The sequence below is a fragment of the Herbaspirillum sp. GW103 genome (genome assembly GCF_000261365.1).
GTDB lineage: Bacteria > Pseudomonadota > Gammaproteobacteria > Burkholderiales > Burkholderiaceae_D > Herbaspirillum.
Genome location: NZ_AJVC01000003.1, coordinates 1,738,049 through 1,761,174 on the forward strand (window position 1 = coordinate 1,738,049; position 23,126 = coordinate 1,761,174).

Below are 23,126 nucleotides of genomic sequence, written 5' to 3' on the forward strand. Positions count from 1 at the left end.
ACCCCGACTCGCGTGCCGCCGGCAAGCGAACTCTCAGGCATGAATGCAAGACACAAACTTGATAAAGCGTTGAACGTCTTCCCCTCCGGCGCGTTGACTTCCCCTGGACACGCCGGCCCTGCCTTGTCTTGTTGTTTTACGAAATTTGTTCGCTGGGCTGACAGGCCATCAGAATGGCCGCATGCGACTGCGCCAGGCTTTTGTCCTTGTTGTAGTTGGTCAGCATGCCGAGGATGGCACCATCGTCGAAACGGAAACGCGTCAACATCATGTTGGTCGCCGCCAGTTTCATGATCTGCACATTGGACAGACCTTCGATCAGATCGGCAATCTCGGCGCTGATGCCCAGACGGAAGATTGCGGTCGGCTTGTCCGAACGGATCATTTGCTGCGCCAGCATGAGATAGCTCAGGTTGGCATCGCGGATCTCCGCCATCATGTCGTTGGTATTCATTTGCACCCCACCTCGGTATGAGAACTTCCTACGGCTCGCGCTCAGGCTGCGTCGAGCTGCTTACAATCGCTTACATTTACTTGACTGCAAGCCAATTCTGAGGGGGGCAGGACAGGCGGGAAATTAGACTTGGTCGGTATTTTTAGACGGAGAACACCCGGTGCAACTTGTAGGATTTCGTCTTACACGAGCGCGGGATATGCGTGAAGTTTTCTGCGTTGAATACGAGAGAGTCAGGATGCTTGCGACTTCCCGCTCCTATCAGGGATTTCCTGATCAAAAGGTTTCTTGCCTGAAATGACAACGGAAACTTGTCTTAAAAGAAACTAAATAAGTTGTAAATCTTCGAGGATTTCTCCCTGATTGTTGCTGGAGGGCGACTAGCTCATCCACATTTCTTCTCATATTGAGGGATTCAACTGTAGTTTGCTTCAGCTTCCCGACTAAGAAAACTTGCAGTTATTTACCTGCCTTGATGATTTTTGCGCAACATCTTCACAGGAAAAACCAAGGTATCGAGAATGGCTACCATTCTATGACGGTGGGCCAGGCCTCAAAACGATAAACAGATGCGCCATTTACCTTTATTCAATTTCTGGCAGGCAAACTGAACCTTGGCGCAGGGGTGACCGGGCCGCTCGCCTGCGGCCGGTGCGGGGATGGCAGGCGAGCAGGCAGCTTACAACCGGGCCAGGGCCTGTCCGATATCGGCGATCAGGTCATCCGGTGCTTCCAGCCCGATGTTGAAGCGCACCAGCACGCCGTCGCGCTGCCACTGGTGGCGCATGCCGCGCATCCGGTACGGCACGCACAGGCTGTGGGCACCGCCCCAGCTGTAGCCGATCTTGAAGAGCTGCAGGCTGTCGACGAAGCGGTCGGTTTGCTCTTCGCTGTAACGGGGATCGAAGATCACCGAGAACAGCCCCCCTGCCCCGGTGAAATCGCGCTTCCAGTGGGCGTGTCCGGGGCAATCCTCGAAGGCGGGATGGAGTACGGCGACGATTTCCGGACGTTGCTTGAGCCAGGCCGCCACCTTGCGCGCAGCGGCATCGTGCGCCTCGAAGCGCAGGCGCATCGAGGACAGGCTGCGCAGCACCATATAGACATCGTCCATGCCCACGCCGAAGCCCAGGCGCATGTGGGCCAGTTCCAGTTTTTCGTTGAGGGCCTGGTCGCGCACGATGACCGCCCCCATCAGCACGTCCGAACCGCCGGACTGGTACTTGGTGACAGCCTGCATGACGATGTCCACGCCATGCTCGAAGGCCTTGAAGGCGATGCCGGCCGACCAGGTATTGTCGATGGCCACCAGCACGCCCTTCTCATGGGCGGCACGGCACAGGGCCGGGATGTCGGGCACCTCCATGGAGACTGAACCGGGTGCCTCGGTCCACACCAGGCGCGTATTGGGCTGGATCAGCGCGGACAGGCCGGCGCCGATCATCGGGTCATAGAAGCGCGCCGTGATCTGGAAATCGCGTTCCAGCCACTGGCCCAGATCCTTGCTGGGTCCGTAGACGTTATCGGGCAGCAGCACGTCGTCGCCGCTCTTGAGGAAGGCGAAATTGACCATGGCGATGGCCGCCAGGCCGCTGGGGGTGACACGGCAATAAGTGCCGCCCTCGATCTCGGCCAGCCGGGCTTCGAGCACGAAGCTGGTCGGCGTGCCATGCAGGCCGTAGGTGTAGCCGAGCTTTTCACGCCAGTCGCGTGAACGCATGGCCGCCACGTTGGGGAACAGCACGGTGGAAGCGTGATGGATACCGACCGGGAAGGCCTCGAAACCGTCGGGAGCACGGTAGCGACTATGGACCAGTGCGGTCTGCGGATCGAGCGGAAGGGAGGATGCGGGGAACGTTGCGTTGGAATCGGACACGGATCTGCCTCAGGAAACGATGGCGCCCCGGGAGCGGGGCGCAAAAGTCTCACTATACGCGCAGCTTGTTCACATCGAAAGCAAGAGCATGGGCCGCAGGCCCGCTGGCGACGGCGATGCTTGCGCAAGAGGCTGAACCAAGCTTCATATCACCTTTCCAGCGCCCCTGTCCGGGGCTGTCCGTGGGCGGGGCAATCAGGGCAACTGCAGCGCAAAGGGCTTGTTGATGCTGCCATCGGCATTGGACCAGGTACCGGTGATGGACTGGCCCTGGCGGTGCCCTTCCCATTGGCCGGAGACGTCCTTGCCGTTGACGGATTCTTCCATCAGCAGATCGTCACCGTCGACCTCACCGGCCACCAGAATCTCGGGCGAACCGCCGAAGAAGAAATAACGCCCTTCCAGGCCATCCTCGTTCTTCTTGGGTTGCAGCGAAAGCTGGATCTGGCGCCCGTCGATCTGGCCGCGCAACACCACGGCGTGCGTCATCAGGGTCTGCCGCAGCGAGCCTTCCGGGGCATTGGCGACCGGCCCGGAGGAAGCCGCCCGAGCCGGCAGGAGCGCGCTGGCGCTGCACAGCACCAGTGCCGCCAGCAGGGGGCGGCGCATCGGCCGTGCGTGCATCACTCGGCGGCACCCCAGAGGTCGTGGGCATCGGCGGCGGTGATGCGCACGTCGACGAACTGGCCGACTTCCAGCTTGCGGTGCGGTTCGAAGGGTGGTTTTACGTAGACCACGCCATCGATCTCGGGCGCATCCGAATAGGTGCGGCCGGTACCGCCGTTGCGGTCCACTTCATCGATAAGCACGCGCAGGGTCTTGCCGACCTTGGCTTGCAGACGCTTTTTGGAGATGTCTTCCTGCAGCTGCATGACGCGGCCACGGCGCTCTTCGCGCACTTCTTCGGGCACCGGATTGGCGATCTCGTTGGCGGTGGCGCCTTCCACCGGGGAATAGGCGAAGCAGCCCAGGCGGTCGATCTCGGCTTCCTTGAGGAAGTCCAGCAGGTACTCGAATTCAGCCTCGGTTTCGCCGGGGAAGCCGGCGATGAAGGTGGAGCGGATCGTAATATCCGGGCACAGCGCGCGCCAGGCCTGGATACGCTCGATGTTCTTCTCGCCATTGGCGGGACGCTTCATGCGCTTGAGCACGTCCGGGTGGGCGTGTTGCAGCGGCACGTCCAGGTAGGGCAGGATCTTGCCTTCGGCCATCAGCGGGATGATCTGGTCCACGTGCGGGTACGGGTAGACGTAGTGCAGACGCACCCAGGCGCCATATTGCTGTGCCAGCTCGCCGAGGGCACCGACCAGTTGGGTCATGTGGGTCTTGATGGGCTTGCCGTTCCAGAAACCGGTACGGAACTTCACATCCACGCCATAGGCGCTGGTGTCCTGCGAGATCACCAGCAATTCCTTCACGCCGGCCTTGAAGAGGTTCTCGGCTTCGAGCATGACATCGGCGATGGGGCGCGAGACCAGATCCCCGCGCATGGAGGGGATGATGCAGAAGCTGCAGCGATGGTTGCAGCCTTCCGAAATCTTCAGGTAGGCGAAATGCTTGGGGGTCAGCTTGACGCCCTGCGGCGGCACCAGGTCGATGAAGGGCGCATGCGGCTTGGGCAGGTGCTTGTGCACGGCCTGCATGACTTCGCCCACGGCGTGGGGGCCGGTCACTTCGAGGACCTTGGGGTGGATCTTCTGGATGATGTCGTCGCCGTCGGCATCCTTCTTGGCGCCGAGACAGCCGGTGACGATGACCTTGCCGTTTTCGTTCAGGGCTTCGCCGATGGCGTCCAGCGATTCCTGCACGGCAGCGTCGATGAAACCGCAGGTATTGACGATCACCAGATCGGCGCCGTCATAGGACTTGGCGGTATCGTAGCCTTCGGCGCGCAGCTGGGTCAGGATCTGTTCGGAATCGACCAGTGCCTTGGGGCAGCCGAGGGAGACGAAACCGACCTTGGGCAGGGCCGGGGTGGCGGGGGAAGACGGGTTGGACATGGCAGATGGCTCAGTGAGGCGGGCCGGAAACGGCCGACAATACGGGAAAAAGCAAAAAATGCTTTAAAAATCAGGGCGCTATTGTACAACGTCCACTGCCGGGCGCTTGCTTTTGACGGTTTCGGGTGTACTTCGGGTGGGATCGCAACCGTCTCGGTCGCCTGACTGGTACTTGGCGAGAACGTGAGCTAACAACAATTCGACATGCCAATCAGAAGTTGGATGCAATCTCTACAGCCTGCTGCTCCGCACGCTGCCTGGTCTGCTCGAAGTCAGGATTGACCACGGTAGGCGCAAAGTGAATTTGCTGAATATCCTCCACGCCAACGAACTTCAGCCAGTCGGTCAGATAGGGCGTACTGAAATCGGATCCGAAGTTCACCGGAATACGATGGTGATAGACACCACTGGCATGTATGATGCAAGCCTTTTTATTCTTCAGAAGGCCGCTGTATCCCTTCTCAAGATCGAAGCCGAATGCCCAGCCCGGCTGGGTAACGACGTCAATGAACTGCTTGAGAATATAGGGCAGGCCGTTGTTCCAGAGGGGTACGTTGATCACGTAGGCATCGGCAGAAGCAAACCGGTCAAACACTTCCCTGATGCCGGCCCATGCGCGTTTTTGTTCGGTGGTCGCCTCTGCGCCGGTAAACAGGGCCATCTTCGCACTGACGGCTAGCTCCCCGAACTCCGGCAGTTTTCCGGAGAACAAATCGAAGCGATCAACTTCAATGGCCTTGCGCTTTTTCAGTTCGCACAGAAACACTTCCGCGAGCTGCAACGAACGGCTGTCTGTACTGCGAGACGACGAATTGATATGCAGAATCTTCATGCTGTAGGTCCTCCTTGAGTTAAGTTTTTTAACTCTAAAGCAAGGATTTCCCTGAAGGAATTCCCAAAAATCAGACTTCCTCTGTGCATAAATACCCATATGAATAGCTTGCAATGGGACGATGTTCGATATTTCCTGACCTTAAGCCGCGAAGGTAGCCTGTCCGCCTCAGCCAGATTGCTCGAAGTCGAACACTCAACGGTAGCGCGCCGCGTAGGCAATCTTGAAAAGACGCTCAAGGTCAAATTGTTTGACCGCTTGGCACGTGGATGGGTATTGACCAGGGAGGGCGTGGAACTGTCCAGGCAGGCAGAGTCGCTGGAAATGGAAATGCTCTCGCTGTGGCGTACGGCGTTAGCTAACACCACGCTGTCAGGCACGGTGCGTCTGTCGGCGCCGCCGATCCTGATGAGCGACTTTCTGGTTCCCAGATTGCCGTCTTTTCAGGAGAAATACCGGGAGATCGAGCTGGAGCTGATCGGCGAGAGTCGCGGCGCCGACCTGAGTCGCCGAGAAGCGGATATCGCATTACGCATGAGCGAACCAAAGAGTCCGCAACTGGTGGCACGTCTGTTGTGCAATGTGAACTACAAGCTCTATGGGGTACCGGCATGGCTGGAGAGACCGGAATCCGAGCGTTCATTCATCGGGCTCGACCTGAGGAGCGGCTGCTGGCAAAAGATCTGGCTGGAAAAATATGTAAGCCCACGCAGTTACGCGCTAAGGACCAACGACATTCGCGCCATGTACCACGCCGCATTATCCGGGATCGGCATGGCGCTCTTGCCGCGATTCATGGTGGCAGAAGACAGTCGGCTTGTGTCCATACCGATGCCGAAGTCCCCGCCGCCCTGCCCCTTGTACCTCGTCATGCATTCCGACGTACGCAGAGCACCACGCATCCGCGCGACGGCTGACTTTCTGATCGACCTGGTGCAGTCGCACGCCCACAACTTCTGAGCGGTCCAGTCAGCCTGCGGGGAGGAGAAAGAACCGTTTATTTCTTCTGATCCGGCGGCGTACCCGGCGCACCAAAGGGGAAGGTACCAAACATGTTCTTGGTCTGACTCTGCATCTGCTCCTGCATCTGGATGAACAGGTTCTTGCTCTGTTCGATGTAGTTGCTCATCATGCCCTGCATCATCGGACCTTGTACGTTCATGAACTGCGTCCACATCTCGGGGCTGAAGGGCTTGCCTTCGTAGAAGCCCTTGGAGTTCTCGGCCAGCTTGTTCTGGATGTCGATGAAGGTCTGGATGTTCTTTTCCAGGTAGTTGCCCATCATGCCCTGCATGGCATGGCCGTAATAACGGATGATCTGCGACAGCGCGCCGCTGGAGAACATCGGCACGCCATGCGACTCTTCTTCCAGGATGATCTGCAACAGAATGCTGCGGGTCAGGTCGTCGCCGCTCTTGGCGTCGACCACGGTGAATTCTTCATTGTCCAGCACCAGTTGCTTGACGTCGGTCAGCGTGATGTAGGAACTGGTCTGGGTATCGTACAGACGGCGGTTGGGATATTTCTTGATCAAGCGATCTGCCGAATTTTTTGCAGTAGTCATCTGAAGTCCAGTCTCTCTCATTGCAGCCGTCTTGCCGGCCTTGGTTTGCAGCGGTGCGGGTGGCTTCGATGCGGTCCTCACCCGCGGGCGTCCGGGACATTGTGCTGTCCTCTCCTTGCTTCTTCTCTCTTCTACTGTGTGCCACCTGCTTTTTGCAGGGCAGCAACGCGATCCATTATAGGGGCGAAGAGCGGCAAAAGGGGAGCCCTGACGTGCCAGACTGACAAAATCCCAGCCCGTGACACACGTAAAAACGGCCACGCATGCGGCACTGCCGCGCACGTGGCCGTCGAAGACGGCATCAGCCCATGTACAGGCCGCCGTTGAGCGAGAAGTCCGAACCGGTGGCGTACCCGCCCTCAGACGAGGCGATCCAGGCGACGATGGAGGCGATTTCCTCCGGCTCACCCAGGCGCTTGACGGGAATGCCGGAGACGATCTTCTCCAGCACTTCCGGACGGATGGCGCGCACCATGTCGGTCCCGATATAGCCCGGCGAGACGGTGTTGACCGTCACGCCCTTGGTCGCCACTTCCTGCGCCAGCGCCATGGTGAAGCCGTGGATGCCGGCCTTGGCGGTGGAGTAGTTGGTCTGGCCGAACTGGCCCTTCTGGCCATTGACCGAGGAGATATTGATGATGCGACCAAAACCGCGCTCGCACATGCCCTCGATGACCTGCTTGGTAACGTTGAAGAGCGAATTCAGGTTGGTGTCGATGACCGCATCCCAGTCGCCCTTGCTCATCTTGCGGAACTGGCCGTCGCGGGTGATGCCGGCATTGTTGACCAGCACGTCCACTTCGCCGATCTCGGCGCGCACCTTCTCGAAGGCGGCCTTGGTCGATTCCCAGTCCGAGACGTTGCCTTCGGATGCGTGGATGTCATAGCCCTGGCCGCGCATGGTCGCCAGCCAGGAATCCTTGCGGGTGGAATTGGGGCCGCAGCCGGCCACCACGGTGTAGCCGTCCTTGCACAGACGGGTGCAGATGGCGGTTCCGATGCCGCCCATGCCGCCGGTCACATATGCGATACGCTTGCTCATTATGCTGCCTCCTATAGGGATGGTGATTTATTGGGGTAAGCCCTGCTCCCCTCTTTCGCGTCTGCTTTGCGCCGCATTGGTGGAGGCCCTTCGCGCGAAGGGCGCTCCTTTGTCTTGTCAGGCCGGGCTGCGCCGCGGATGCGCTGTCGGCCGTCTCTCTCTGTCGGCGGGCCGGTACCGGTCACCGCCCTCTTCTTTATCCATGCCGCCGGCTTCTGTGGCCCTTCCTGGCCGGCTGGCAGATTCGCATCAACCAGCCGCCTGGTCGGCCTTGACCTTGACGTAGCGTCCCGGTGCCGGTTCGATGGGCTTGTAGCGCGTCGAACCCGCAGCCTTGGGGGCAGCCACCTTGCGCCCGCCATGCTTGGCCAGGAAGGCGGCCCACTCGCCCCACCAGCTGCCCGGATGCTCGGTCGCACCCGCCATCCAGGTATCAGCATCGCTGCCGGCACGGGCCTTGTCGTTGATCCAGTAGTTGCGCTTGTTCCTGGAGGCCGGATTGATCACTCCCGCAATGTGACCCGAGGCGCCCAGCACGAAGCGGTTGTTGCTGCGCTTGCCGGCATTGATCAGCTCCAGCGACGCATAGGCCGATTTCCACGGCACGATGTGGTCATCGCGCGAGGCATAGATGAAAGCCGGCGCGCTGATCTTGCGCAGGTCGATCTTCTCGCCGCCCACGGTGAGGCGCCCGGGTTCCTTGAGCGCATTCTCCAGATACATGTGCCGCAGGTAGTAGCAGAACATCGGCCCGGGCAGGTTGGTGCTGTCGGCATTCCAGTACAGCAGGTCGAAGGCGCTGGGCTTCTCGCCCTTCAGGTAATTCGATTCGACGTAGTTCCACAGCAGGTCGTTGGGACGCAGGCTGGAGAAGGCACTGGCAAAGTCACGTCCGGCCATCAGGCCGCGCTGGCCGATCATCTGCTCGCGCAGGGCCAGCTGCATTTCGTCGATGTAGACATCGATGGCGCCAGTGTCGGAGAAATCGAGGAAGGTCGTCAGGAGTGTCAGGCTGGACACCGGATCTTCGCCGCGCGCGGCCAGCAGCGCCAGCGCACAGGACAGGATGGTGCCCCCCACGCAGAAACCGAGCGCATTGATCTGCGGCTGCTTGCTGATTTCCTGGACCAGATGGATGGAGCGCACCACGGCGTCATCCACGTAGTTTTCCCAGGTGGCGGTCTCGACCGTGGCATCAGCATTGCGCCAGGAAATCAGGAACACGGTATGCCCCTGCTCCACCGCATAACGCACCAGCGAATTCTGCGGCTGCAGGTCGAGAATGTAGAACTTGTTGATGCAGGGCGGCACGATCAACAACGGCACCGCATGCACGGTCTTGGTCAGCGGTGCGTACTGGATGAGCTGGAACAGTGCGTTCTCGAAGATCACCGAACCGGCACTGGCGCCCACGTCGCGACCCACTTCGAAAGCGGTCTCGTCCGTCTGGGAGATGTGGCCCTTCTGCAGGTCGGCCAGCAATTGCGCGATGCCTTGCGTGAGACTCTCGCCGCGCGTCTCCAGGATCTTCTGCTGTGCCACCGGATTGGTGGCCAGGAAGTTGGCCGGTGACATCGCATCAATCATCTGCTGCACCGCAAAACGCAGTTTGTGGCGCACCTTCTCGGTGCCCTTGACCGCATCGGCCAGGGCCAGCAGGAAGCGGGAATTCAACTGGTAGGCGGCCGCCTGGAACGCGAAGTAAGGATGTTCCTGCCAGGCCGGCGCCGACAGGCGGCGGTCGGTGATGGCCGGCGTCTTGGCCGCCAGCATCGACTGCCACAGCTCGCCGAGTTCGCGGGTGTAGTCCTGCTGCAGGCGGACCAGATCGGCGGGATCGAGGGTGGCACCCAGGTCGCCGAGTTGCTTGAGCAGGACCGCGGGATCGATCTGCCCGGCACCGGGCGGCATCGCACCACCGGGGAAGCCCTGAAAGCCCGGCATCTGCGGCATGCCCGGCATCGCGGGCACGGGCGGCAAATGCGACTTGAACTGCTCGAACTGGGATTGGAATTGGGACTGCAACGAGGTCCAGAACTTCGGATCGGACATCTGTGCCAGCCACGCGGATACATCGGGAGAGGGTTGCTGCGGATTCTGCTTGTTCATGCTCGGATCTGCAATTTTCGCGTATCGTTACGGTTTGTCTCGAAGCGTCACTTCACCATGGTCATCGTCGCTATCGCATGGCTCTACGTCGTCTTCATGATGTCGATCACCGAACAGTCGGCGATTGCTGGCGTCGCCACTTTCCTGCTGTACGGGATAATTCCCCTGACCATCGTTTTATACCTGATGGGTACGCCGCAACGCAAGCGGAATCGTCAAAAGATGAAGAAATTGACAGCTGAGCGCAAGGAAGAAATCAGCGATGAGCCGCCCGACAAACGCGAGTCCGTCAACCCGGATGGGACACCGCGCGATCCCGCTGGGTGAGTCCTCCCCCTTCCGATGCTCTTGCGGAAAACTTAGAAAACGACATCAACCGCCAAGCTGTGCGCGCGTCCGCAACGCCCGCAGCATGCCGGTTTGCGCACTGCATCATGCAGTGATGCCGGGCGGCAAAACTCAGCAAAACGACCAAGATCACGTCAGCCTCGCGCCACCCGTCGCAAGGTGATCCGGCGATAGCAGGGTTTCAGTACGGCAAGCATGTCGCGCAGCACCGCCGATCCACGCCAGGGTGGCGAAACATAGGCCATCCGTAACTTCAGGCCATCGCGGTCACGTAACTCACAATCAAGCATGGCGATCATGCTGCCATCGAGCCAGGCATAGACATGCACTTCATTGGCCTGGCGCTGCCGGGGGCCTTCGATCTGCCAGCCGCGGGACTGCTGGATGGCGTGACTCATCGTGTCGCCTCCAGCAGATCGAGCAGGTGCCAGGCCAGATGCAGACCCAGCAGCAGCAAACCGATGAAGAAGCAGCGACGGAAGGTGGCGGCGCGCACCCGCGCCCGCACCCGGCTGCCGATGGCCATACCCAGCAAGGCGGGCAACAGCACCATCAACGACGCCCAGCCTACGCCTGCGCTGAAGGCTCCCGCTTGCCCCAGGTTGACGGCCAGGGCCAGCGTGGAGACGGTAAAGGACAAACCCAACGCCTGGATCAGCTGGTCGCGCGGCAAGCCCAGCGCTTGCAGATACGGCACCACCGGAATCACGAATACGCCGGTGGCCGCCGTCACCAGCCCTGTCAGCAAACCGATGAGCGGCGACCACCAGCGCTCATGACGGGACGGCACCGTCGGTGTCCAGGCTGCCAGTCCGGCCAGCGCATACAGCATCAGCGCCACACCCAACACCACGATGGCATGACGGCCACCATCGGCGCGCATGAATCCGGCACCGGCCAGCGTGCCGATGACCACGCCAGCGAGCAGCGCCCACAGGCGTTTTGCCAGCATCGGCAAGGCGCCGCCCGTGGCCAGCTGCCAGCCATTGGTGACCATCGAGGGCAGGATCAGCAAAGCCGCTGCCTGCACCGGCGACATCACCAGACTGAGCAATCCGATGGCCACCGTCGGCAGACCCAGGCCGATCACGCCCTTGACGAAGCCGGCCAGCAGGAACACGGCCAGGCTCACGGCCAGCGTCGCGGCGTTCATCTCGACAAGGGAAAGCAGGCTGGGCATGGCGGGAAAAGGAGCGCGAAGAGAGGATGGCGAAGAATCGATGCTTGCCAGTCTGCCAGTCCTCGCCCACTCTGAAAATGTGGAATACACTTAGCCAGCCTTCGGCCTGGCCGAAGGCTCAACGCGACCCCCCACCTTCCAGGCACACCGATGAGCCATCGTTTCGAACTGTCCGACCTGCGTCTTTTCCTGCACATTGTGGAAAGCGGCAGCATCACGGCCGGCGCCGAACGCGCCCACATGGCGCTGGCCTCGGCCAGTGCACGCATTCGCAACATGGAGGATGCACTGGGCACCGCCCTGCTGGAACGCGGCCGGCGCGGTGTGCAGACCACCGATGCAGGGCGCGCCCTGGCCCATCACGCACGCATGATGGCGCAACAGATGCAGCAGCTGCGCGATGAACTGGGCCAGTATGCGCAGGGCCTGAAGGGCCATATCCGGCTGCTGTGCAATACCTCGGCCATGACCGAATTCCTGCCGGAAGTGCTGGCCCGGTTCCTGGCCCGGCATCCGCACACCGATATCGAACTGGAAGAGAAACTGAGCTATGAAGTGGTGCAGGCCGTGGTCGATGGCGTGGCCGATGTCGGCATCATCGCCGACTCCGCCGACAGCGGCCCGCTGCAGACCTTTCCGTTCCGCCAGGATCATCTGGTGGCGGTGCTGGCCAGGAAACACCCGCTGGCGCGCCGCAAGTCATTGGCCTTCAGTGAATTGCTGGGCGAGGATTTCATCGGACTGTCCGGCGACAGCGCCCTGCAACAGCACCTCTCCAGCCATGCCGCCCGTGCCGGACGGCGTCTGCAATACCGGGTGCGGCTGCGCAGCTTCGACGGCATCTGCCGCATGGTGGAGCATCAGGTGGGCGTGGCGGTGATTCCGGCCACGGCGGCCCAGGACTGCGCGGCGCACAGGGACATTCGCACCATCCCGCTCACCGATGGCTGGAGCCGGCGCCAGCTGCTCATCTGCGTGCGCGGGCTGGAAGGCTTGCCCGGCCCTACGCGCGAACTGATCCTGGCCCTGCAAGGCCACGCGTGAGGCAGCAGGAAAAATGGCGGCGCCGCAGAGCCGCCATCGATCAGGCAAAGAAGGATTCGCCCCCGCTCGCAGTCTTGCTCACTTGAGCCAGATCAGCGAGCCCATGCGTCCGGTGGTCTTGTCGCGCCGGTAGGAATAGAAACGGGAATCGGCCACGGTACACAGGCCGCCTCCGCTGACCTCCTGCACATCCACGCGGGCCAGGCGCTGGCGGGCCAGTTGGTAGATGTCAGCCAGGTATTTTCCGGGGCGTCCCGGATACCCACGGAAGGCCATGTGCGCCTCGGGCAGTTCCGCCATGAAGGCCTCGCGCACCTCGGCGCCGACCTCGAAATGCTCCGGCCCGATGGCCGGCCCCAGCCAGGCCAGGATGTCCTGCGCGCCACGTGTGCGCATGGCCGCCACGGTCTGTTCCAGCACGCCGGCAGCCAGCCCGCGCCAGCCGGCGTGGGCGGCACCGACGACGCTGCCGGCGCGGTCACAGAACAGCACCGGCAGGCAGTCTGCCGTCATCATCACGCACACCGCGCCGGGCGTACTGCTGATGCAGGCGTCAGCCGTGGGCTGGTCAGGCAGCGCGGCGGCATCGAGCACCGTCACGCCATGCACCTGCGTCAGCCAGGCCGGTTCGGCGGGCAGCAGGCGGCGCAGCAGCGCGCGGTTGCGTGCCACCCGCTGTGCATCGTCCTCGACGTGGGTGCCCAGATTCAGGCCGTAGCCGCCCTGCCCGTCCCCGTAGGGCGCCGGGCTGAAACCGCCGGCGCGCAGGGTGGTCAGAGCACCGATGTTATCGGGTGCGGCCCAGTCGGGGATCAGCAGTTCCATGGGCGGGCTCGCTCAATAGTCGTCATCGTCTTCGTCATAGTCGCCCAGGACCGGATCGGCCTCCTCGCTCATCTCGGGGATGACCGCCAGGGCCGGGTCGATGTGGGCGCGCCGGAGCAAGTCGACGATGTCTTGCGGCAAGGGGGCCGCCCACTGGCGGAACTTGCCCGAAGTCGGATGCACCAGGCCCAGACGCCCGGCCAGCAGTGCCTGACGCGGGAAGATGGGCGCCAGATGCTGCTTGCCATAGAGCGTATCGCCCACCAGCGCGAAGCCCAGCGATTGCAGGTGCACGCGGATCTGATGGGTACGACCGGTTTCCAGGCGGCAATGCACCAGACTGACCGGCTTGCGGTCGATCTCGCCGGTGGCCAGGCGACGGTAATGGGTCACCGCCGGCTTGGCGCGCATGCTCTGCGACACGGCCATCTTGATGCGGTCGCGCGGATGGCGCGCCATCGGTGCATTGATGGTACCGGAGAGCTGCGGCAGGCCCCACACCAGCGCCAGGTACTGACGCTTCATGCTGCGTGCCTGCAACTGACGCACCAGGTCGGTCTGGGCGGCCAGGGTCTTGGCCACCACCATCAGGCCGCTGGTTTCCTTGTCCAGACGGTGCACGATGCCGGCGCGCGGCACGTTGGCCAGGGCCGGGCAATGATGCAGCAGGCCGTTCAACAGCGTGCCGCTCCAGTTGCCGGCGGCCGGATGCACCACCAGGCCGGCCGGCTTGTTCAAGATGATGATGGACTTGTCCTCATGCAGGATGTCCAGATCCATGGCTTCGGGGGCATAAGGCTGGTCGGCCGGCACCGATTGCGGCGCCACCTCCACCAGCTCGTCGCCCAGCATGGTCATCTTGCCCTTGGCGGGCGCGCCGTCAACGGTCACGTGGCCGTCTTCGATCCACTGCTGGATGCGGCTGCGTGAGAATTCGGGCATCAGGCCGGACAGGACCTTGTCCAGCCGCTGGCCGATGACCTCGTCATCCAGGCGAAAACTCAGGGGCTCCAGGCTGGAGACGCTTTCCTCACCGGCTTGCTCGCCGTCATCGAAATCGTCCTCCAGCGGGAGGTCGGTCTTTACAGGCTCATCGCCATTTGTAATCGGAAGGGGTTTCTTACGTGACATCAGCTATAATCGCCGGATCGGGTTGATTGTATTTCGGGTATCGATGCAGCCGGCTCGGGTAGGCGCACAGCGCCATGCACAACTGATAGTCCCAGACAAGCACACAAGAGTCATGCACAAAATCTTATTGAAGTTTTTCATCATCGGTTTTGCCCTCTCGCTCACCGCCTGCGGCCTCTTGCCGGAACAAAAGGACGAGACGGTCGGCTGGTCTGCCCCGAAATTATACTCGGAAGCCAAGGATGAACTGAATGCCGGCGGCTACGACAAGGCGATCAAGTATTTCGAGAAGCTGGAATCGCGCTACCCCTTCGGCACCTACGCCCAGCAGGCACAGATGGACATCGCCTACGCCTACTATCGCCAGAACGAGCAGGCGCAGAGTCTGGCCGCGGTGGACCGCTTCATCAAGCTGCACCCGAACCACCCCAATGTGGACTACATGTACTACCTGCGGGGCCTGATCAACTTCAATGATCGCACCAGCATCTTCGACACCTTCACCGACCAGGACAACACCGAGCGCGATCCCAAGGCCATGCGTGACGCCTTCGACTCGTTCAAGCTGCTGGCCGAACGTTTCCCCGACAGCAAGTACACCCCGGACGCCATTGCCCGCATGAAATACCTGGTCAATGCCATGTCGCAATACGACGTCCACGTGGCCAACTACTACTTCCGCCGTGGCGCCTACGTGTCGGCCGCCAACCGCGCCCAGGCTGCCATCAAGCAGTATCCGGATTCCCCGGCCAACGAAGAGGCGCTGTTCATCCTGATGCGCTCCTATGAGGCTCTGGGCCAGACCAAGCTGAAGGAAGATACCGAACGCATCATCCAGGCCACCTATCCCAACAGCCCCTGGTACCACGGCGGCCCCAAGCCCAAGTCCAAGCCCTGGTGGAAGGTCTGGTAAGCCCGACCCGGCAACGACAAGCAAAAAAAAACCTCGCCATGCGCATGGCGAGGTTTTTTTTCGCGCTGCCGGTGGGCCTGTCGGCCCGGGCTCAGCCCTCCAGCTTGCGGCGGAACACCCAGCTGCTCTCGGTCGAGACTTCGGGTGCAAAGGCATAGCCCTCGACATCGAAGCCCTTGAGCTTTTCCGGCTGGCTGATGTTCTTCTGGGCCGCATAGCGCGCCATCAGGCCGCGCGCCCGCTTGGCATAGAAGGAAATGATCTTGTACTTGCCGCCCTTCCAGTCCTCGAACACCGGGCAGACCACCTGCGCCTTGAGCAGCTTGGGCTTGACCACCTTGAAGTATTCCTCCGAAGCCAGGTTCACCAGCACCGGCGTCTTCTGCGCCGCCAGTTCGCCATTGAGCGCCTCGGTGATCTCGCTGCCCCAGAAGGCATAGAGATCCTTGCCGCCCGGATTGGCCAGCTTGGTGCCCATCTCCAGTCGGTACGGCTGCATCAGGTCCAGCGGGCGCAGCATGCCATACAGGCCCGAGAGGATGCGCACGTGCTGCTGCAGGTAATCCAGCTGCCTGGCATTGAGCGAGCCGGCATCCAGCCCTTCGTAGACGTCGCCGTTGAAAGCCAGCACGGCCTGCTTGGCATTGCTGGTGGTGAACTTGCGCGACCAGCTGGCATAGCGGTTCACGTTCAGCACCGACAACTGGTCGGAAATGCCCATGAGACTGCCGATCTCGGCCGGCGACTTGGTCTTGAGGACCTCGATGAGTTCGGCCGAACGCGACACGAAGGCGGGCGTGGTGTGGAGCTCGGTGTTGGCAGGCGTGTCATAGTCCAGCGACTTGGCGGGAGACAAAACAATCAGCATGAGGCGTTCATCCAATGATCAGGTTGGGACAGAGTGGCCGTCATGATACCCAAAGCGCGGCGCTTGCGTGCGGAGGGGGGCGGCTGGAAGCCGATATGAAAGTCTGGACAACAAAATGCCGGTTGTTGCGCCTTTGAAGCGTGCACCGCGGCTCCTACACTGAAGCATTGGACATGATGGCGAACCCTGGCGCCACGACGCTCAAGCGCCCGTCCGTCGACGGCGGCACGGGGGAGCAGCGTGGCCGCACGGAGAGCGGGATCGGTTCCGATTCAAGTTCGGCAGCAGACTTGCCGTTAATCAACAAGGCAGCAAGCAGGTGATTTGGCAAGGAAGCACGGCAGCAGCAGCTAAGTCTTCCAGGGCCGACATCGTCTCGGCACTTTGCCGGCATTTTGCTGTCCATGGGAGACAAGGGCAGCCCTGCCCGCCTGACCCCGCCGGCCACCGGCAAGGAGGACATCATGAAACGAGACAAAGCCCTCATGGGCGAAATCCTGAAACAGCTGGCAGCCTTCGGCACTCTCTACGGCGACGTCGAGAAGATCCAGAGCACCCTGCCCGGACAGGTGGCGCCGGAGGTGATCCTGCATCATCTGCGCCTGCTCTATGACCGGGGACTGGTGGCGGTGGACATGCACAATTTCTGGCGCGTCACCGATCAGGGGTATGATGCGCTCGAAGCCGGCGGCGATCTCTTTGCCAAGCAGGAAGCGCCGCCTCCCGGCCATCGCGGCATCGACAACTAGTTTTCACTCAATGAGCATCCAGGCAACACCATCCCTCAGCGCTGTGCTTCCCCAGTCTTCCGGCCCTGCTGCTGACGCCCCCGCCGGGCGCCAGCGCGTGGTGCTGGACACCAACGTTTGTCTGGACCTGTTCGTCTTCCGCGACCCGCGCTGGGCCGCCTTGCAGGCAGCTCTGGAGCAAGCAACGGTAGAGGCCTACACCCGCGAGGATTGCCGCAACGAGTGGCTGGCCGTGCTGGACTATCCGCATCTGCCGGTCACGCCCGAGACCAAGCCGGCCATCTGCGCCGAATTCGACCGCCTGCTGCGCTGCCTGCCGCTGGCGCAGGTCAATACCTTCGGCCTGCCCCTTTGCACCGATGGCGATGATCAGAAATTCCTCGAACTGGCCCTGCAATGCCAGGCCCACGTGCTGGTCAGCAAGGACAAGGCCGTTCTCAAACTCGGCAAGCGCACCCTCAAGCGCGGCCTCTTTGCCATCGTGCCGCCCCAGCTCTGGCGGGCCGATGCCTTCCTCGATCCGGCGACCTGAAGCGCCGCGAGAATCCGGCTAGAATAGCGGGCTTGCGATCATCACAAGAACGAGCCCGCTGCAATGAGCACCCCCAACATCGTCACCAAGCTGCCCAAGGTCGGCACCACCATCTTCACCGTCATGTCTGCCCTGGCCAGCGAAAAAGGCGCGGTCAATCTGGGGCAAGGCTTCCCTGATTTCCATTGCGATCCGGCGCTGGTCGATGCCGTCACCCGCGCCATGCAGGAGGGTCTGAACCAGTACCCGCCCATGGCCGGTGTGCTGCCGCTGCGCGAAGCCATCGCCGACAAGGTCGAGCACCTCTACGGCCATCGCTATGACCCGGTCTCCGAGATCACCGTCACCGCCGGTGCCACCCAGGGCATCCTGACCTCGGTGCTGTGCGCCGTGCACCCGGGCGATGAAGTCATCGTGATCGAACCGGTTTATGACTGCTACGTCCCCGCCATCGAGCTGGCCGGTGGCGTACCGGTGTTCGTGCAGATGGAAGTGGGCGCGGCGGGTTACAGCATCCCCTGGGACAAGGTCAAGGCAGCCGTCACGCCCAAGACCCGCATGATCATGGTCAACACCCCGCACAACCCGACCGGCAGCGTCATGCGCGCCGCCGACGTGGCCGCGCTGGCCGACATCGTACGCGGCACCGATATCCTGATCCTCTCCGACGAGGTCTACGAACACATGGTCTTCGATGGCCAGCCGCATGAGTCGCTGGCACGCCATCCGGATCTGGCCGGGCGCAGCTTCATCAATTCCAGCTTCGGCAAGACCTATCACGTCACCGGCTGGAAAATTGGCTATGTGGCGGCACCGGCTGCGCTCACCGCAGAATTCCGCAAGGTCCACCAGTTCAACGTCTTTACCGTCAACACCCCGGTGCAGTATGGTCTGGCCGAGTATATGAAGAACCCGGCACCGTACCTGGACTTGCCGGCGTTTTACCAGAACAAGCGTGACCTTTTCCGCGCAGGACTGGCCAACACCCGTTTCGAGCTGCTGCCCTCGCAGGGCACCTATTTCCAGTGCGTGAAGTACGACGCCATCTCGGACCAGTCCGAAGCCGACTTCTGCAAATGGCTCACCAGTGAAATCGGCGTGGCGGCCATCCCGGTCTCGGCCTTCTACAACACGCCCAAGGAATCGGGCATCGTGCGCTTCTGCTTCGCCAAGAAGGATGAAACGCTGCAACTGGCGCTGGACCGGCTGGCGAAGCTGTAAGACGGTCGGTGCGCAAATCGTTTAGATGTTTTCGGTAACGTGACTTCCCCCTCAACACGACACGCAGAAAAGGAACGCCATGATTGACGTCTACAGCTGGGCTACCCCCAATGGCCACAAGGTCCACATCATGCTGGAAGAATGCGGCCTGCCCTACACCGCACATGCCATCGATATCGGTGCCGGTGACCAGTTCACGCCCGAATTCCTGAAGATCTCGCCCAACAACAAGATTCCCGCCATCGTCGACCCCGATGGTCCGGACGGCGCACCGATCTCGCTGTTCGAATCCGGCGCCATTCTGATCTACCTGGCCGGCAAGACGGGGCGCTTCCTGGGCGAGACCGTGCGCGAGAAGTATGAAGTGCTGCAATGGGTGATGTTCCAGATGGGCGGCCTGGGGCCGATGCTGGGCCAGGCGCATCACTTCCGCCTGTACGCGCCGGAGCAGATCGAATACGCCGTCAACCGCTACAGCAACGAAGCGCGCCGCCTGTATCAGGTCATGGACAAGCAACTGGGCCAGCATGCTTACCTGGCCGGAGACAACTACACCATTGCCGACATCGCCTGCTTCCCCTGGACCCGTTCGCACAAGAACCAGGGTATCGATCTGGCGGATTTCCCCAACGTCAAGCGCTGGTTCGATGCCATCAACGCGCGTGCCGCCGTACAGCGTGGCGTGACCGTGCTGGCCGACCAGCGCAAGCCGCTGCAGGATGACAAGGCCCGCGAACTGCTGTTCGGCAAGAGTCAGTACCAGAAACGCTGATCAGCACGAGGGACCGGAACTGGCGGGGAGCACGGCTGCACGCCAGCCGCAGCCATCTCAGGGACAGGCAAAGGGCGCAAACTCGAAACGGTTGCGCCCTTTTTCCTTGGCGCGATAGAGGGCATCGTCGCTGGCGCGCAGGACCTGCTCCTGACCGATGCAGTCGCTCTGCATCAGGGCGATGCCGATCGACAACGTCACCTCCACCTCCTTGCCCTCGTGCAGCATGGGATGACTGGCAAAGCTGGCCTGCAGCCGCATGGCGAACTCGGCGGCGGCCTGCAGATTGGCACCGGTCAGGATCACCGCGAATTCCTCGCCGCCTAGTCGGCCCGCGGTATCAGTCCTGCGCAACTGGCTCTTGAGCACTTGCGCAAAATGCGTGAGGACCTGGTCGCCCACGGCGTGACCGAGGCTGTCGTTGATGCGCTTGAAATGATCGAGGTCGCACATCAGCACCGCCGCCGTATCGAGCATGCCGCGCTGGATGCGGTTGTACTCTTCCTGCAGGCGCTGCATGAAGAAACGACGGTTGGGCAGCTGGGTGAGGAAATCGGTGAGCGCGAATTCCTGCAGCTCCAGTTCAAAGGTCTTGCTCTGGCTGATGTCACTGATGAAGCCATGCCACAGCGTGGTGCCGTCTTCCAGGCGGCGCGGACGCGCCTGGCCGCGCAGCCAGCGCACGCCATGGTCGGCCGAGATGACGCGGAACTCCAGCATCCAGTGCGCAGCGCCGGCCAGAACCGCCTGGTGCGCCGCCTCGTATAGGGGCAGGTCTTCGGGATGGATAACGGTATCGATGATGGCGGGTGTCTCCAGCAACTGCTGAGGCGTCAGGCCATAGGTCTCGCGCGCCCCTTCACTGACGTAGGTGAAGTAACCGCGCTCGCCGGGCGGAACGCGAAACTGAAACACCATGCCGGGAATCTCGCTGGTCAGGTAATCGAGCATGCGGCTGCTCTTGGCCAGTTTTTCCGTAAGCCGCTTGATCTCGGTGATGTCGGTGGTGGTACCGATCATGCGCAGCGCATTGCCCTGGGCATCGCGCGCCACCACCTTGCCACGGCTGCTGATCCACTTGTAGCTGCCGTCGCGGCAGCGGATGCGGTGCTCCACCTGGTAAGTGTCCGAGCGCGAAGCAAAATGCTGGCGGATGCTCTCCTGCACCTCGGGCAGGTCGTCCGGATGGATGCGCTGGTAGGCATCTTCCAGATGGCTGGACAGCTCCCAGTCCTCGTAACCGAGGATGGCCTTCCAGCCGCGCGAATAATACATCTCGCCGGTCACGGCATTGCGGTCCCAGATGCCGGTGCCACTGCCCTCGATGGCCAGCGCCATGCGCTCGTCGGCTTCGCCCGGCGGCTCGCTCTTGACGCGCGCATGGACCGGTACCAGCGCCCGCTCGATGGCCAGCATGGCCATCGATACCGCCGCACCGACGGTATCGCGATAGGCCTGATCAGAGTGAGAGGCGTCGCCAAGAGCCTCGGTAGCGGCGCAAATGGTCAGGATGCCCGCGACTTCACCTGCGAAGGAGCGCAGCGGCAGCATTTCCAGCAGGCAGCGTTCATGGCGCGCCGCCAGTGCGGTCAGGCCATGCCAGAACTGCGGCGTATCGGGATCGTCCACCTCCAGCGCGGTCAGCTCGGCCAGGAAGGCCGGCGCCACGCGCGGGGCCGCGCCCACGCGCATGCGGCGAGCCTGCGGATCGAACAGGAAGATGGCCAGGGCACGCTGCGGATAGCTGCCCGAGAAACCGCTGGCGATCCGGTCCAGCAATTGCTCCAGCGGCGCACCGCGCGCAATGTAGGACAGCGTCACGTTGTTGAAGGCGAGCGCCTTCCGGTAGAACTCGGGATCGGCGTCGATCTGGCAGGGCGGGCGTTCTGGCATCATGAGCAACAGGATCGGCAAGGACGCGGCGGTGGCAGGCACGCCACCGTACGTAAAGACATTAGCACCTTATGACAACTTTTGTCAGCTTCGCACCCTGGCCCGCATGAAAAACCATGCCGATCGGCAAGGACGATGCCATCAGGCCACACAATGTATGAGCTTCTGCGAGGAAGCGTGCAGGTGTTGCGCGCCTAGTACCGGCGTACGAGGAATTCGGCCACGCATACCGGCTTGTCCGAACCTTCACATTCCACGGTAATGAGCCAGGCCAGTTGCACGCCCCCGGGGATGTCCTCGGTGGACTCCAGCCGGATGATGCCGCGCACTTTCCGCCCCACCGGGAGGGGCGCCGGGAAGCGTACGCGATTCAAGCCATAGTTGAGCAGCATGCGCACATCCGGCCCCAGGCTGATGGACTCCGAGAGCAGTCGCGGCAACAGCGCCAGCGTCAGGAAACCATGTGCCACGGTGCCGCCGTAGGGCAGCTCGCGGGCGGCGCGTTCGGGGTCGACGTGAATCCACTGGTGGTCGCCGGTGGCGTCGGCGAAACGGTCCACCTGCTCTTGCGACACGCTGATCCAGTCACTGCTGGCCACTTCCTGGCCCGCCAGCGATTTCAGTTCTTCCAGGCTGGCGATGGTACGCATGCTGGCTTCCTTCCCTTGTCGTTATCGTATGGGCCACGGGCGCACGGTGCGCGGCGCGGCCTTCCTTGTCGTCCTGTGTTCAGCCGTCCTGCCAGACCACCCGGTTGCGGCCCTGCTGCTTGGCCAGGTAGAGACGACGGTCAGCCATCTCGATCAGTTCGCGGATGTCCTGCTCGGGGCTCGGTACCATGGTGGCAGCACCAATGCTCACGGTGAGCCAGGCACCGACCTTGGAGCGCTCATGCGGGACTTGGTTCGCCTCGATCAGCTGGCACAGCTTCTGGCCCAATGCCTGCGCCCCCTCCAGCGGGGTGCGCGGCAGGATCATGGCAAATTCCTCGCCGCCGAAGCGCGCCGACAGGTCGGCCGGGCGCTGGATGCTCTCGTCCAGCGTCTGCGCCACCTGGCGCAGCACCGCATCGCCTGCGACGTGACCATAGTTGTCGTTGTAGAGCTTGAAGAAATCCACATCGATGAGCAACAGCGACAGGTGCAGCCCGTCCCGCCGTGCGCGGCGCCATTCGGCGCCCAGGTAGTCATCGAAATATCGACGGTTGGCGATGCCGGTCAGACCATCGGTATTGGTCAGGCGCTGCAGCTCGAAATTGGTCTTCTGCAGCTGTTGCTGGCTCTCGCGCAGGGCACGGTACGCCGCGTCCCGCTGCAGCAGGTTGATGTAGGAGCGCGAGTGATAACGCAGCCGCGCCACCAGTTCGATCACATCCGGCAATTTGACCATGTAATCGTTGGCCCCGCCGCCAAAGGCGTCGCGCTTGATCACGGCATCATCCCGCGAAGACAGCACGATGATGGGCACATTGGCCAGCACCGGGCTGGCGCGGTACTGTCGCACCAAAGTCATGCCATCTACGCCCGGCATCACCAGGTCCTGCAGGATGACCGTGGGTCGCGTCTTTTCGGCCACGGCCAGCGCCTCATCGGCACGGGTGCAGAAGTGGAAGTCGATGTTCTCTTCGCTGGCCAGGGCGCGACGGATGGCCTCCCCGACCATGGCCTGGTCATCCACCAGCAAGACCATGATCCTGTACTCCTCGGCGGGCAAGGCGGGGCCGCCGCCCGGGGTGTCGGTTGCTTGCACCGAGCTCATCATGCTTTCCTTCAT

At 62.1% G+C, this 23,126-nt stretch carries 24 protein-coding genes; 8 read left to right on the plus strand and 16 right to left on the minus strand.

Annotation, left to right across the window (positions count from 1 at the left end):
• Window positions 1-136 precede the first annotated feature (136 nt).
• The 5 genes from flhD to GWL_RS11285 form a co-directional block, all read right to left on the minus strand.
• Window positions 137-454: a flagellar transcriptional regulator FlhD gene (gene flhD / locus GWL_RS11265; protein ID WP_008329990.1), complete on the minus strand. Its 318-nt coding sequence runs from the start codon at window positions 452-454 to the stop codon at window positions 137-139.
• Window positions 455-1,133: 679 nt separating this feature from the next.
• Window positions 1,134-2,330, minus strand: a complete 1,197-nt coding sequence (locus tag GWL_RS11270) for a cystathionine beta-lyase (RefSeq protein WP_008329991.1) — start codon at window positions 2,328-2,330, stop codon at window positions 1,134-1,136.
• Between the two features lie 195 nt (window positions 2,331-2,525).
• Window positions 2,526-2,939 carry a hypothetical protein gene (locus tag GWL_RS11275; protein ID WP_008329992.1) on the minus strand — a complete coding sequence of 138 codons (414 nt, stop codon included), beginning with the start codon at window positions 2,937-2,939 and terminating at the stop codon, window positions 2,526-2,528.
• Between the two features lie 14 nt (window positions 2,940-2,953).
• The gene (gene rimO / locus GWL_RS11280) at window positions 2,954-4,330 is read right to left on the minus strand and encodes a 30S ribosomal protein S12 methylthiotransferase RimO (protein ID WP_008329993.1); all 1,377 of its coding nucleotides are present in this window, start codon (window positions 4,328-4,330) and stop codon (window positions 2,954-2,956) included.
• 211 nt (window positions 4,331-4,541) lie between these two features.
• Entirely contained in the window at window positions 4,542-5,162 is a 621-nt protein-coding gene (locus GWL_RS11285; protein ID WP_008329994.1) for an FMN-dependent NADH-azoreductase, read from the minus strand.
• 99 nt (window positions 5,163-5,261) lie between these two features.
• Between GWL_RS11285 and GWL_RS11290 the strand changes: the two genes are divergently transcribed.
• Window positions 5,262-6,122, plus strand: a complete 861-nt coding sequence (locus GWL_RS11290; protein WP_050978086.1) for a LysR family transcriptional regulator — start codon at window positions 5,262-5,264, stop codon at window positions 6,120-6,122.
• 37 nt (window positions 6,123-6,159) lie between these two features.
• On the opposite strand, the gene phaR is transcribed toward GWL_RS11290, so the two are convergent.
• From phaR to phaC, 3 genes are all read right to left on the minus strand, one after another.
• Window positions 6,160-6,726: a polyhydroxyalkanoate synthesis repressor PhaR gene (phaR, locus tag GWL_RS11295; protein WP_008329998.1), complete on the minus strand. Its 567-nt coding sequence runs from the start codon at window positions 6,724-6,726 to the stop codon at window positions 6,160-6,162.
• A 301-nt stretch (window positions 6,727-7,027) separates the two neighbouring features.
• Entirely contained in the window at window positions 7,028-7,768 is a 741-nt protein-coding gene (locus GWL_RS11300) for a 3-ketoacyl-ACP reductase (protein ID WP_008330001.1), read from the minus strand.
• Window positions 7,769-8,017: 249 nt separating this feature from the next.
• Entirely contained in the window at window positions 8,018-9,877 is a 1,860-nt protein-coding gene (phaC, locus tag GWL_RS11305; RefSeq protein WP_008330002.1) for a class I poly(R)-hydroxyalkanoic acid synthase, read from the minus strand.
• A gap of 57 nt (window positions 9,878-9,934) precedes the next feature.
• Between phaC and GWL_RS11310 the strand changes: the two genes are divergently transcribed.
• Window positions 9,935-10,204 carry a hypothetical protein gene (locus tag GWL_RS11310; RefSeq protein ID WP_008330004.1) on the plus strand — a complete coding sequence of 90 codons (270 nt, stop codon included), beginning with the start codon at window positions 9,935-9,937 and terminating at the stop codon, window positions 10,202-10,204.
• A gap of 155 nt (window positions 10,205-10,359) precedes the next feature.
• Here GWL_RS11310 and GWL_RS11315 read toward each other — a convergent pair whose 3' ends face one another.
• On the minus strand, window positions 10,360-10,623 hold the full coding sequence (locus GWL_RS11315) for a hypothetical protein (RefSeq protein WP_008330006.1): 264 nt from the start codon (window positions 10,621-10,623) through the stop codon (window positions 10,360-10,362).
• Complete coding sequence (locus GWL_RS11320) at window positions 10,620-11,405, minus strand: sulfite exporter TauE/SafE family protein (RefSeq protein WP_008330008.1); 786 nt, start codon at window positions 11,403-11,405, stop codon at window positions 10,620-10,622. The genes GWL_RS11315 and GWL_RS11320 overlap by 4 nt, the downstream gene beginning before the upstream one ends.
• 150 nt (window positions 11,406-11,555) lie before the next feature.
• Between GWL_RS11320 and GWL_RS11325 the strand changes: the two genes are divergently transcribed.
• Window positions 11,556-12,449 carry a LysR substrate-binding domain-containing protein gene (locus tag GWL_RS11325; protein ID WP_008330010.1) on the plus strand — a complete coding sequence of 298 codons (894 nt, stop codon included), beginning with the start codon at window positions 11,556-11,558 and terminating at the stop codon, window positions 12,447-12,449.
• A gap of 78 nt (window positions 12,450-12,527) precedes the next feature.
• On the opposite strand, the gene pgeF is transcribed toward GWL_RS11325, so the two are convergent.
• Window positions 12,528-13,274 (minus strand): peptidoglycan editing factor PgeF, encoded by a 747-nt coding sequence (gene pgeF, locus GWL_RS11330; protein ID WP_008330012.1) that lies wholly within the window; start codon window positions 13,272-13,274, stop codon window positions 12,528-12,530.
• A gap of 12 nt (window positions 13,275-13,286) precedes the next feature.
• Entirely contained in the window at window positions 13,287-14,405 is a 1,119-nt protein-coding gene (locus tag GWL_RS11335; RefSeq protein WP_008330014.1) for an RluA family pseudouridine synthase, read from the minus strand.
• 112 nt (window positions 14,406-14,517) lie between these two features.
• Between GWL_RS11335 and GWL_RS11340 the strand changes: the two genes are divergently transcribed.
• Window positions 14,518-15,318 carry an outer membrane protein assembly factor BamD gene (locus GWL_RS11340; RefSeq protein WP_034350460.1) on the plus strand — a complete coding sequence of 267 codons (801 nt, stop codon included), beginning with the start codon at window positions 14,518-14,520 and terminating at the stop codon, window positions 15,316-15,318.
• A gap of 91 nt (window positions 15,319-15,409) precedes the next feature.
• Here the strand turns inward: GWL_RS11340 and yaaA are convergent, their stop codons facing one another.
• The gene (yaaA, locus tag GWL_RS11345; RefSeq protein WP_008330043.1) at window positions 15,410-16,186 is read right to left on the minus strand and encodes a peroxide stress protein YaaA; all 777 of its coding nucleotides are present in this window, start codon (window positions 16,184-16,186) and stop codon (window positions 15,410-15,412) included.
• A gap of 464 nt (window positions 16,187-16,650) precedes the next feature.
• Between yaaA and GWL_RS11350 the strand changes: the two genes are divergently transcribed.
• From GWL_RS11350 to GWL_RS11365, 4 genes are all read left to right on the plus strand, one after another.
• On the plus strand, window positions 16,651-16,935 hold the full coding sequence (locus GWL_RS11350) for a hypothetical protein (protein ID WP_034350685.1): 285 nt from the start codon (window positions 16,651-16,653) through the stop codon (window positions 16,933-16,935).
• Between the two features lie 10 nt (window positions 16,936-16,945).
• Complete coding sequence (locus GWL_RS11355; RefSeq protein ID WP_034350462.1) at window positions 16,946-17,467, plus strand: putative toxin-antitoxin system toxin component, PIN family; 522 nt, start codon at window positions 16,946-16,948, stop codon at window positions 17,465-17,467.
• 63 nt (window positions 17,468-17,530) lie between these two features.
• Window positions 17,531-18,688 (plus strand): pyridoxal phosphate-dependent aminotransferase, encoded by a 1,158-nt coding sequence (locus tag GWL_RS11360; protein ID WP_008330050.1) that lies wholly within the window; start codon window positions 17,531-17,533, stop codon window positions 18,686-18,688.
• 79 nt (window positions 18,689-18,767) lie between these two features.
• Window positions 18,768-19,460: a glutathione binding-like protein gene (locus GWL_RS11365; protein ID WP_008330052.1), complete on the plus strand. Its 693-nt coding sequence runs from the start codon at window positions 18,768-18,770 to the stop codon at window positions 19,458-19,460.
• A gap of 57 nt (window positions 19,461-19,517) precedes the next feature.
• On the opposite strand, the gene GWL_RS11370 is transcribed toward GWL_RS11365, so the two are convergent.
• The 3 genes from GWL_RS11370 to GWL_RS11380 all read right to left on the minus strand — a co-directional run bounded on the left by GWL_RS11370 (window position 19,518) and on the right by GWL_RS11380 (window position 23,111).
• Window positions 19,518-21,356 (minus strand): sensor domain-containing diguanylate cyclase, encoded by a 1,839-nt coding sequence (locus tag GWL_RS11370; protein ID WP_081486069.1) that lies wholly within the window; start codon window positions 21,354-21,356, stop codon window positions 19,518-19,520.
• A gap of 191 nt (window positions 21,357-21,547) precedes the next feature.
• Window positions 21,548-22,003 (minus strand): MaoC family dehydratase, encoded by a 456-nt coding sequence (locus tag GWL_RS11375; protein WP_008330062.1) that lies wholly within the window; start codon window positions 22,001-22,003, stop codon window positions 21,548-21,550.
• A 79-nt stretch (window positions 22,004-22,082) separates the two neighbouring features.
• On the minus strand, window positions 22,083-23,111 hold the full coding sequence (locus GWL_RS11380) for a diguanylate cyclase (protein ID WP_034350687.1): 1,029 nt from the start codon (window positions 23,109-23,111) through the stop codon (window positions 22,083-22,085).
• Window positions 23,112-23,126 lie beyond the last annotated feature (15 nt).

What these genes read in the sequence shown, in the direction of transcription:
- pgeF (WP_008330012.1), bottom strand. Translation starts at nt 13,274, where the DNA reads ATGGAACTGCTGATCCCCGACTGGGCCGCACCCGATAACATCGGTGCT.
- GWL_RS11320 (WP_008330008.1), bottom strand. Translation starts at nt 11,405, where the DNA reads ATGCCCAGCCTGCTTTCCCTTGTCGAGATGAACGCCGCGACGCTGGCC.
- GWL_RS11310 (WP_008330004.1), top strand. Translation starts at nt 9,935, where the DNA reads ATGGTCATCGTCGCTATCGCATGGCTCTACGTCGTCTTCATGATGTCG.
- GWL_RS11370 (WP_081486069.1), bottom strand. Translation starts at nt 21,356, where the DNA reads ATGATGCCAGAACGCCCGCCCTGCCAGATCGACGCCGATCCCGAGTTC.
- phaR (WP_008329998.1), bottom strand. Translation starts at nt 6,726, where the DNA reads ATGACTACTGCAAAAAATTCGGCAGATCGCTTGATCAAGAAATATCCC.
- GWL_RS11355 (WP_034350462.1), top strand. Translation starts at nt 16,946, where the DNA reads ATGAGCATCCAGGCAACACCATCCCTCAGCGCTGTGCTTCCCCAGTCT.
- GWL_RS11375 (WP_008330062.1), bottom strand. Translation starts at nt 22,003, where the DNA reads ATGCGTACCATCGCCAGCCTGGAAGAACTGAAATCGCTGGCGGGCCAG.
- GWL_RS11325 (WP_008330010.1), top strand. Translation starts at nt 11,556, where the DNA reads ATGAGCCATCGTTTCGAACTGTCCGACCTGCGTCTTTTCCTGCACATT.
- GWL_RS11300 (WP_008330001.1), bottom strand. Translation starts at nt 7,768, where the DNA reads ATGAGCAAGCGTATCGCATATGTGACCGGCGGCATGGGCGGCATCGGA.
- GWL_RS11380 (WP_034350687.1), bottom strand. Translation starts at nt 23,111, where the DNA reads ATGAGCTCGGTGCAAGCAACCGACACCCCGGGCGGCGGCCCCGCCTTG.
- GWL_RS11285 (WP_008329994.1), bottom strand. Translation starts at nt 5,162, where the DNA reads ATGAAGATTCTGCATATCAATTCGTCGTCTCGCAGTACAGACAGCCGT.
- GWL_RS11290 (WP_050978086.1), top strand. Translation starts at nt 5,262, where the DNA reads ATGAATAGCTTGCAATGGGACGATGTTCGATATTTCCTGACCTTAAGC.
- GWL_RS11315 (WP_008330006.1), bottom strand. Translation starts at nt 10,623, where the DNA reads ATGAGTCACGCCATCCAGCAGTCCCGCGGCTGGCAGATCGAAGGCCCC.
- phaC (WP_008330002.1), bottom strand. Translation starts at nt 9,877, where the DNA reads ATGAACAAGCAGAATCCGCAGCAACCCTCTCCCGATGTATCCGCGTGG.
- GWL_RS11350 (WP_034350685.1), top strand. Translation starts at nt 16,651, where the DNA reads ATGAAACGAGACAAAGCCCTCATGGGCGAAATCCTGAAACAGCTGGCA.
- GWL_RS11275 (WP_008329992.1), bottom strand. Translation starts at nt 2,939, where the DNA reads ATGCGCCGCCCCCTGCTGGCGGCACTGGTGCTGTGCAGCGCCAGCGCG.
- GWL_RS11335 (WP_008330014.1), bottom strand. Translation starts at nt 14,405, where the DNA reads ATGTCACGTAAGAAACCCCTTCCGATTACAAATGGCGATGAGCCTGTA.
- flhD (WP_008329990.1), bottom strand. Translation starts at nt 454, where the DNA reads ATGAATACCAACGACATGATGGCGGAGATCCGCGATGCCAACCTGAGC.
- GWL_RS11365 (WP_008330052.1), top strand. Translation starts at nt 18,768, where the DNA reads ATGATTGACGTCTACAGCTGGGCTACCCCCAATGGCCACAAGGTCCAC.
- rimO (WP_008329993.1), bottom strand. Translation starts at nt 4,330, where the DNA reads ATGTCCAACCCGTCTTCCCCCGCCACCCCGGCCCTGCCCAAGGTCGGT.
- GWL_RS11340 (WP_034350460.1), top strand. Translation starts at nt 14,518, where the DNA reads ATGCACAAAATCTTATTGAAGTTTTTCATCATCGGTTTTGCCCTCTCG.
- yaaA (WP_008330043.1), bottom strand. Translation starts at nt 16,186, where the DNA reads ATGCTGATTGTTTTGTCTCCCGCCAAGTCGCTGGACTATGACACGCCT.
- GWL_RS11360 (WP_008330050.1), top strand. Translation starts at nt 17,531, where the DNA reads ATGAGCACCCCCAACATCGTCACCAAGCTGCCCAAGGTCGGCACCACC.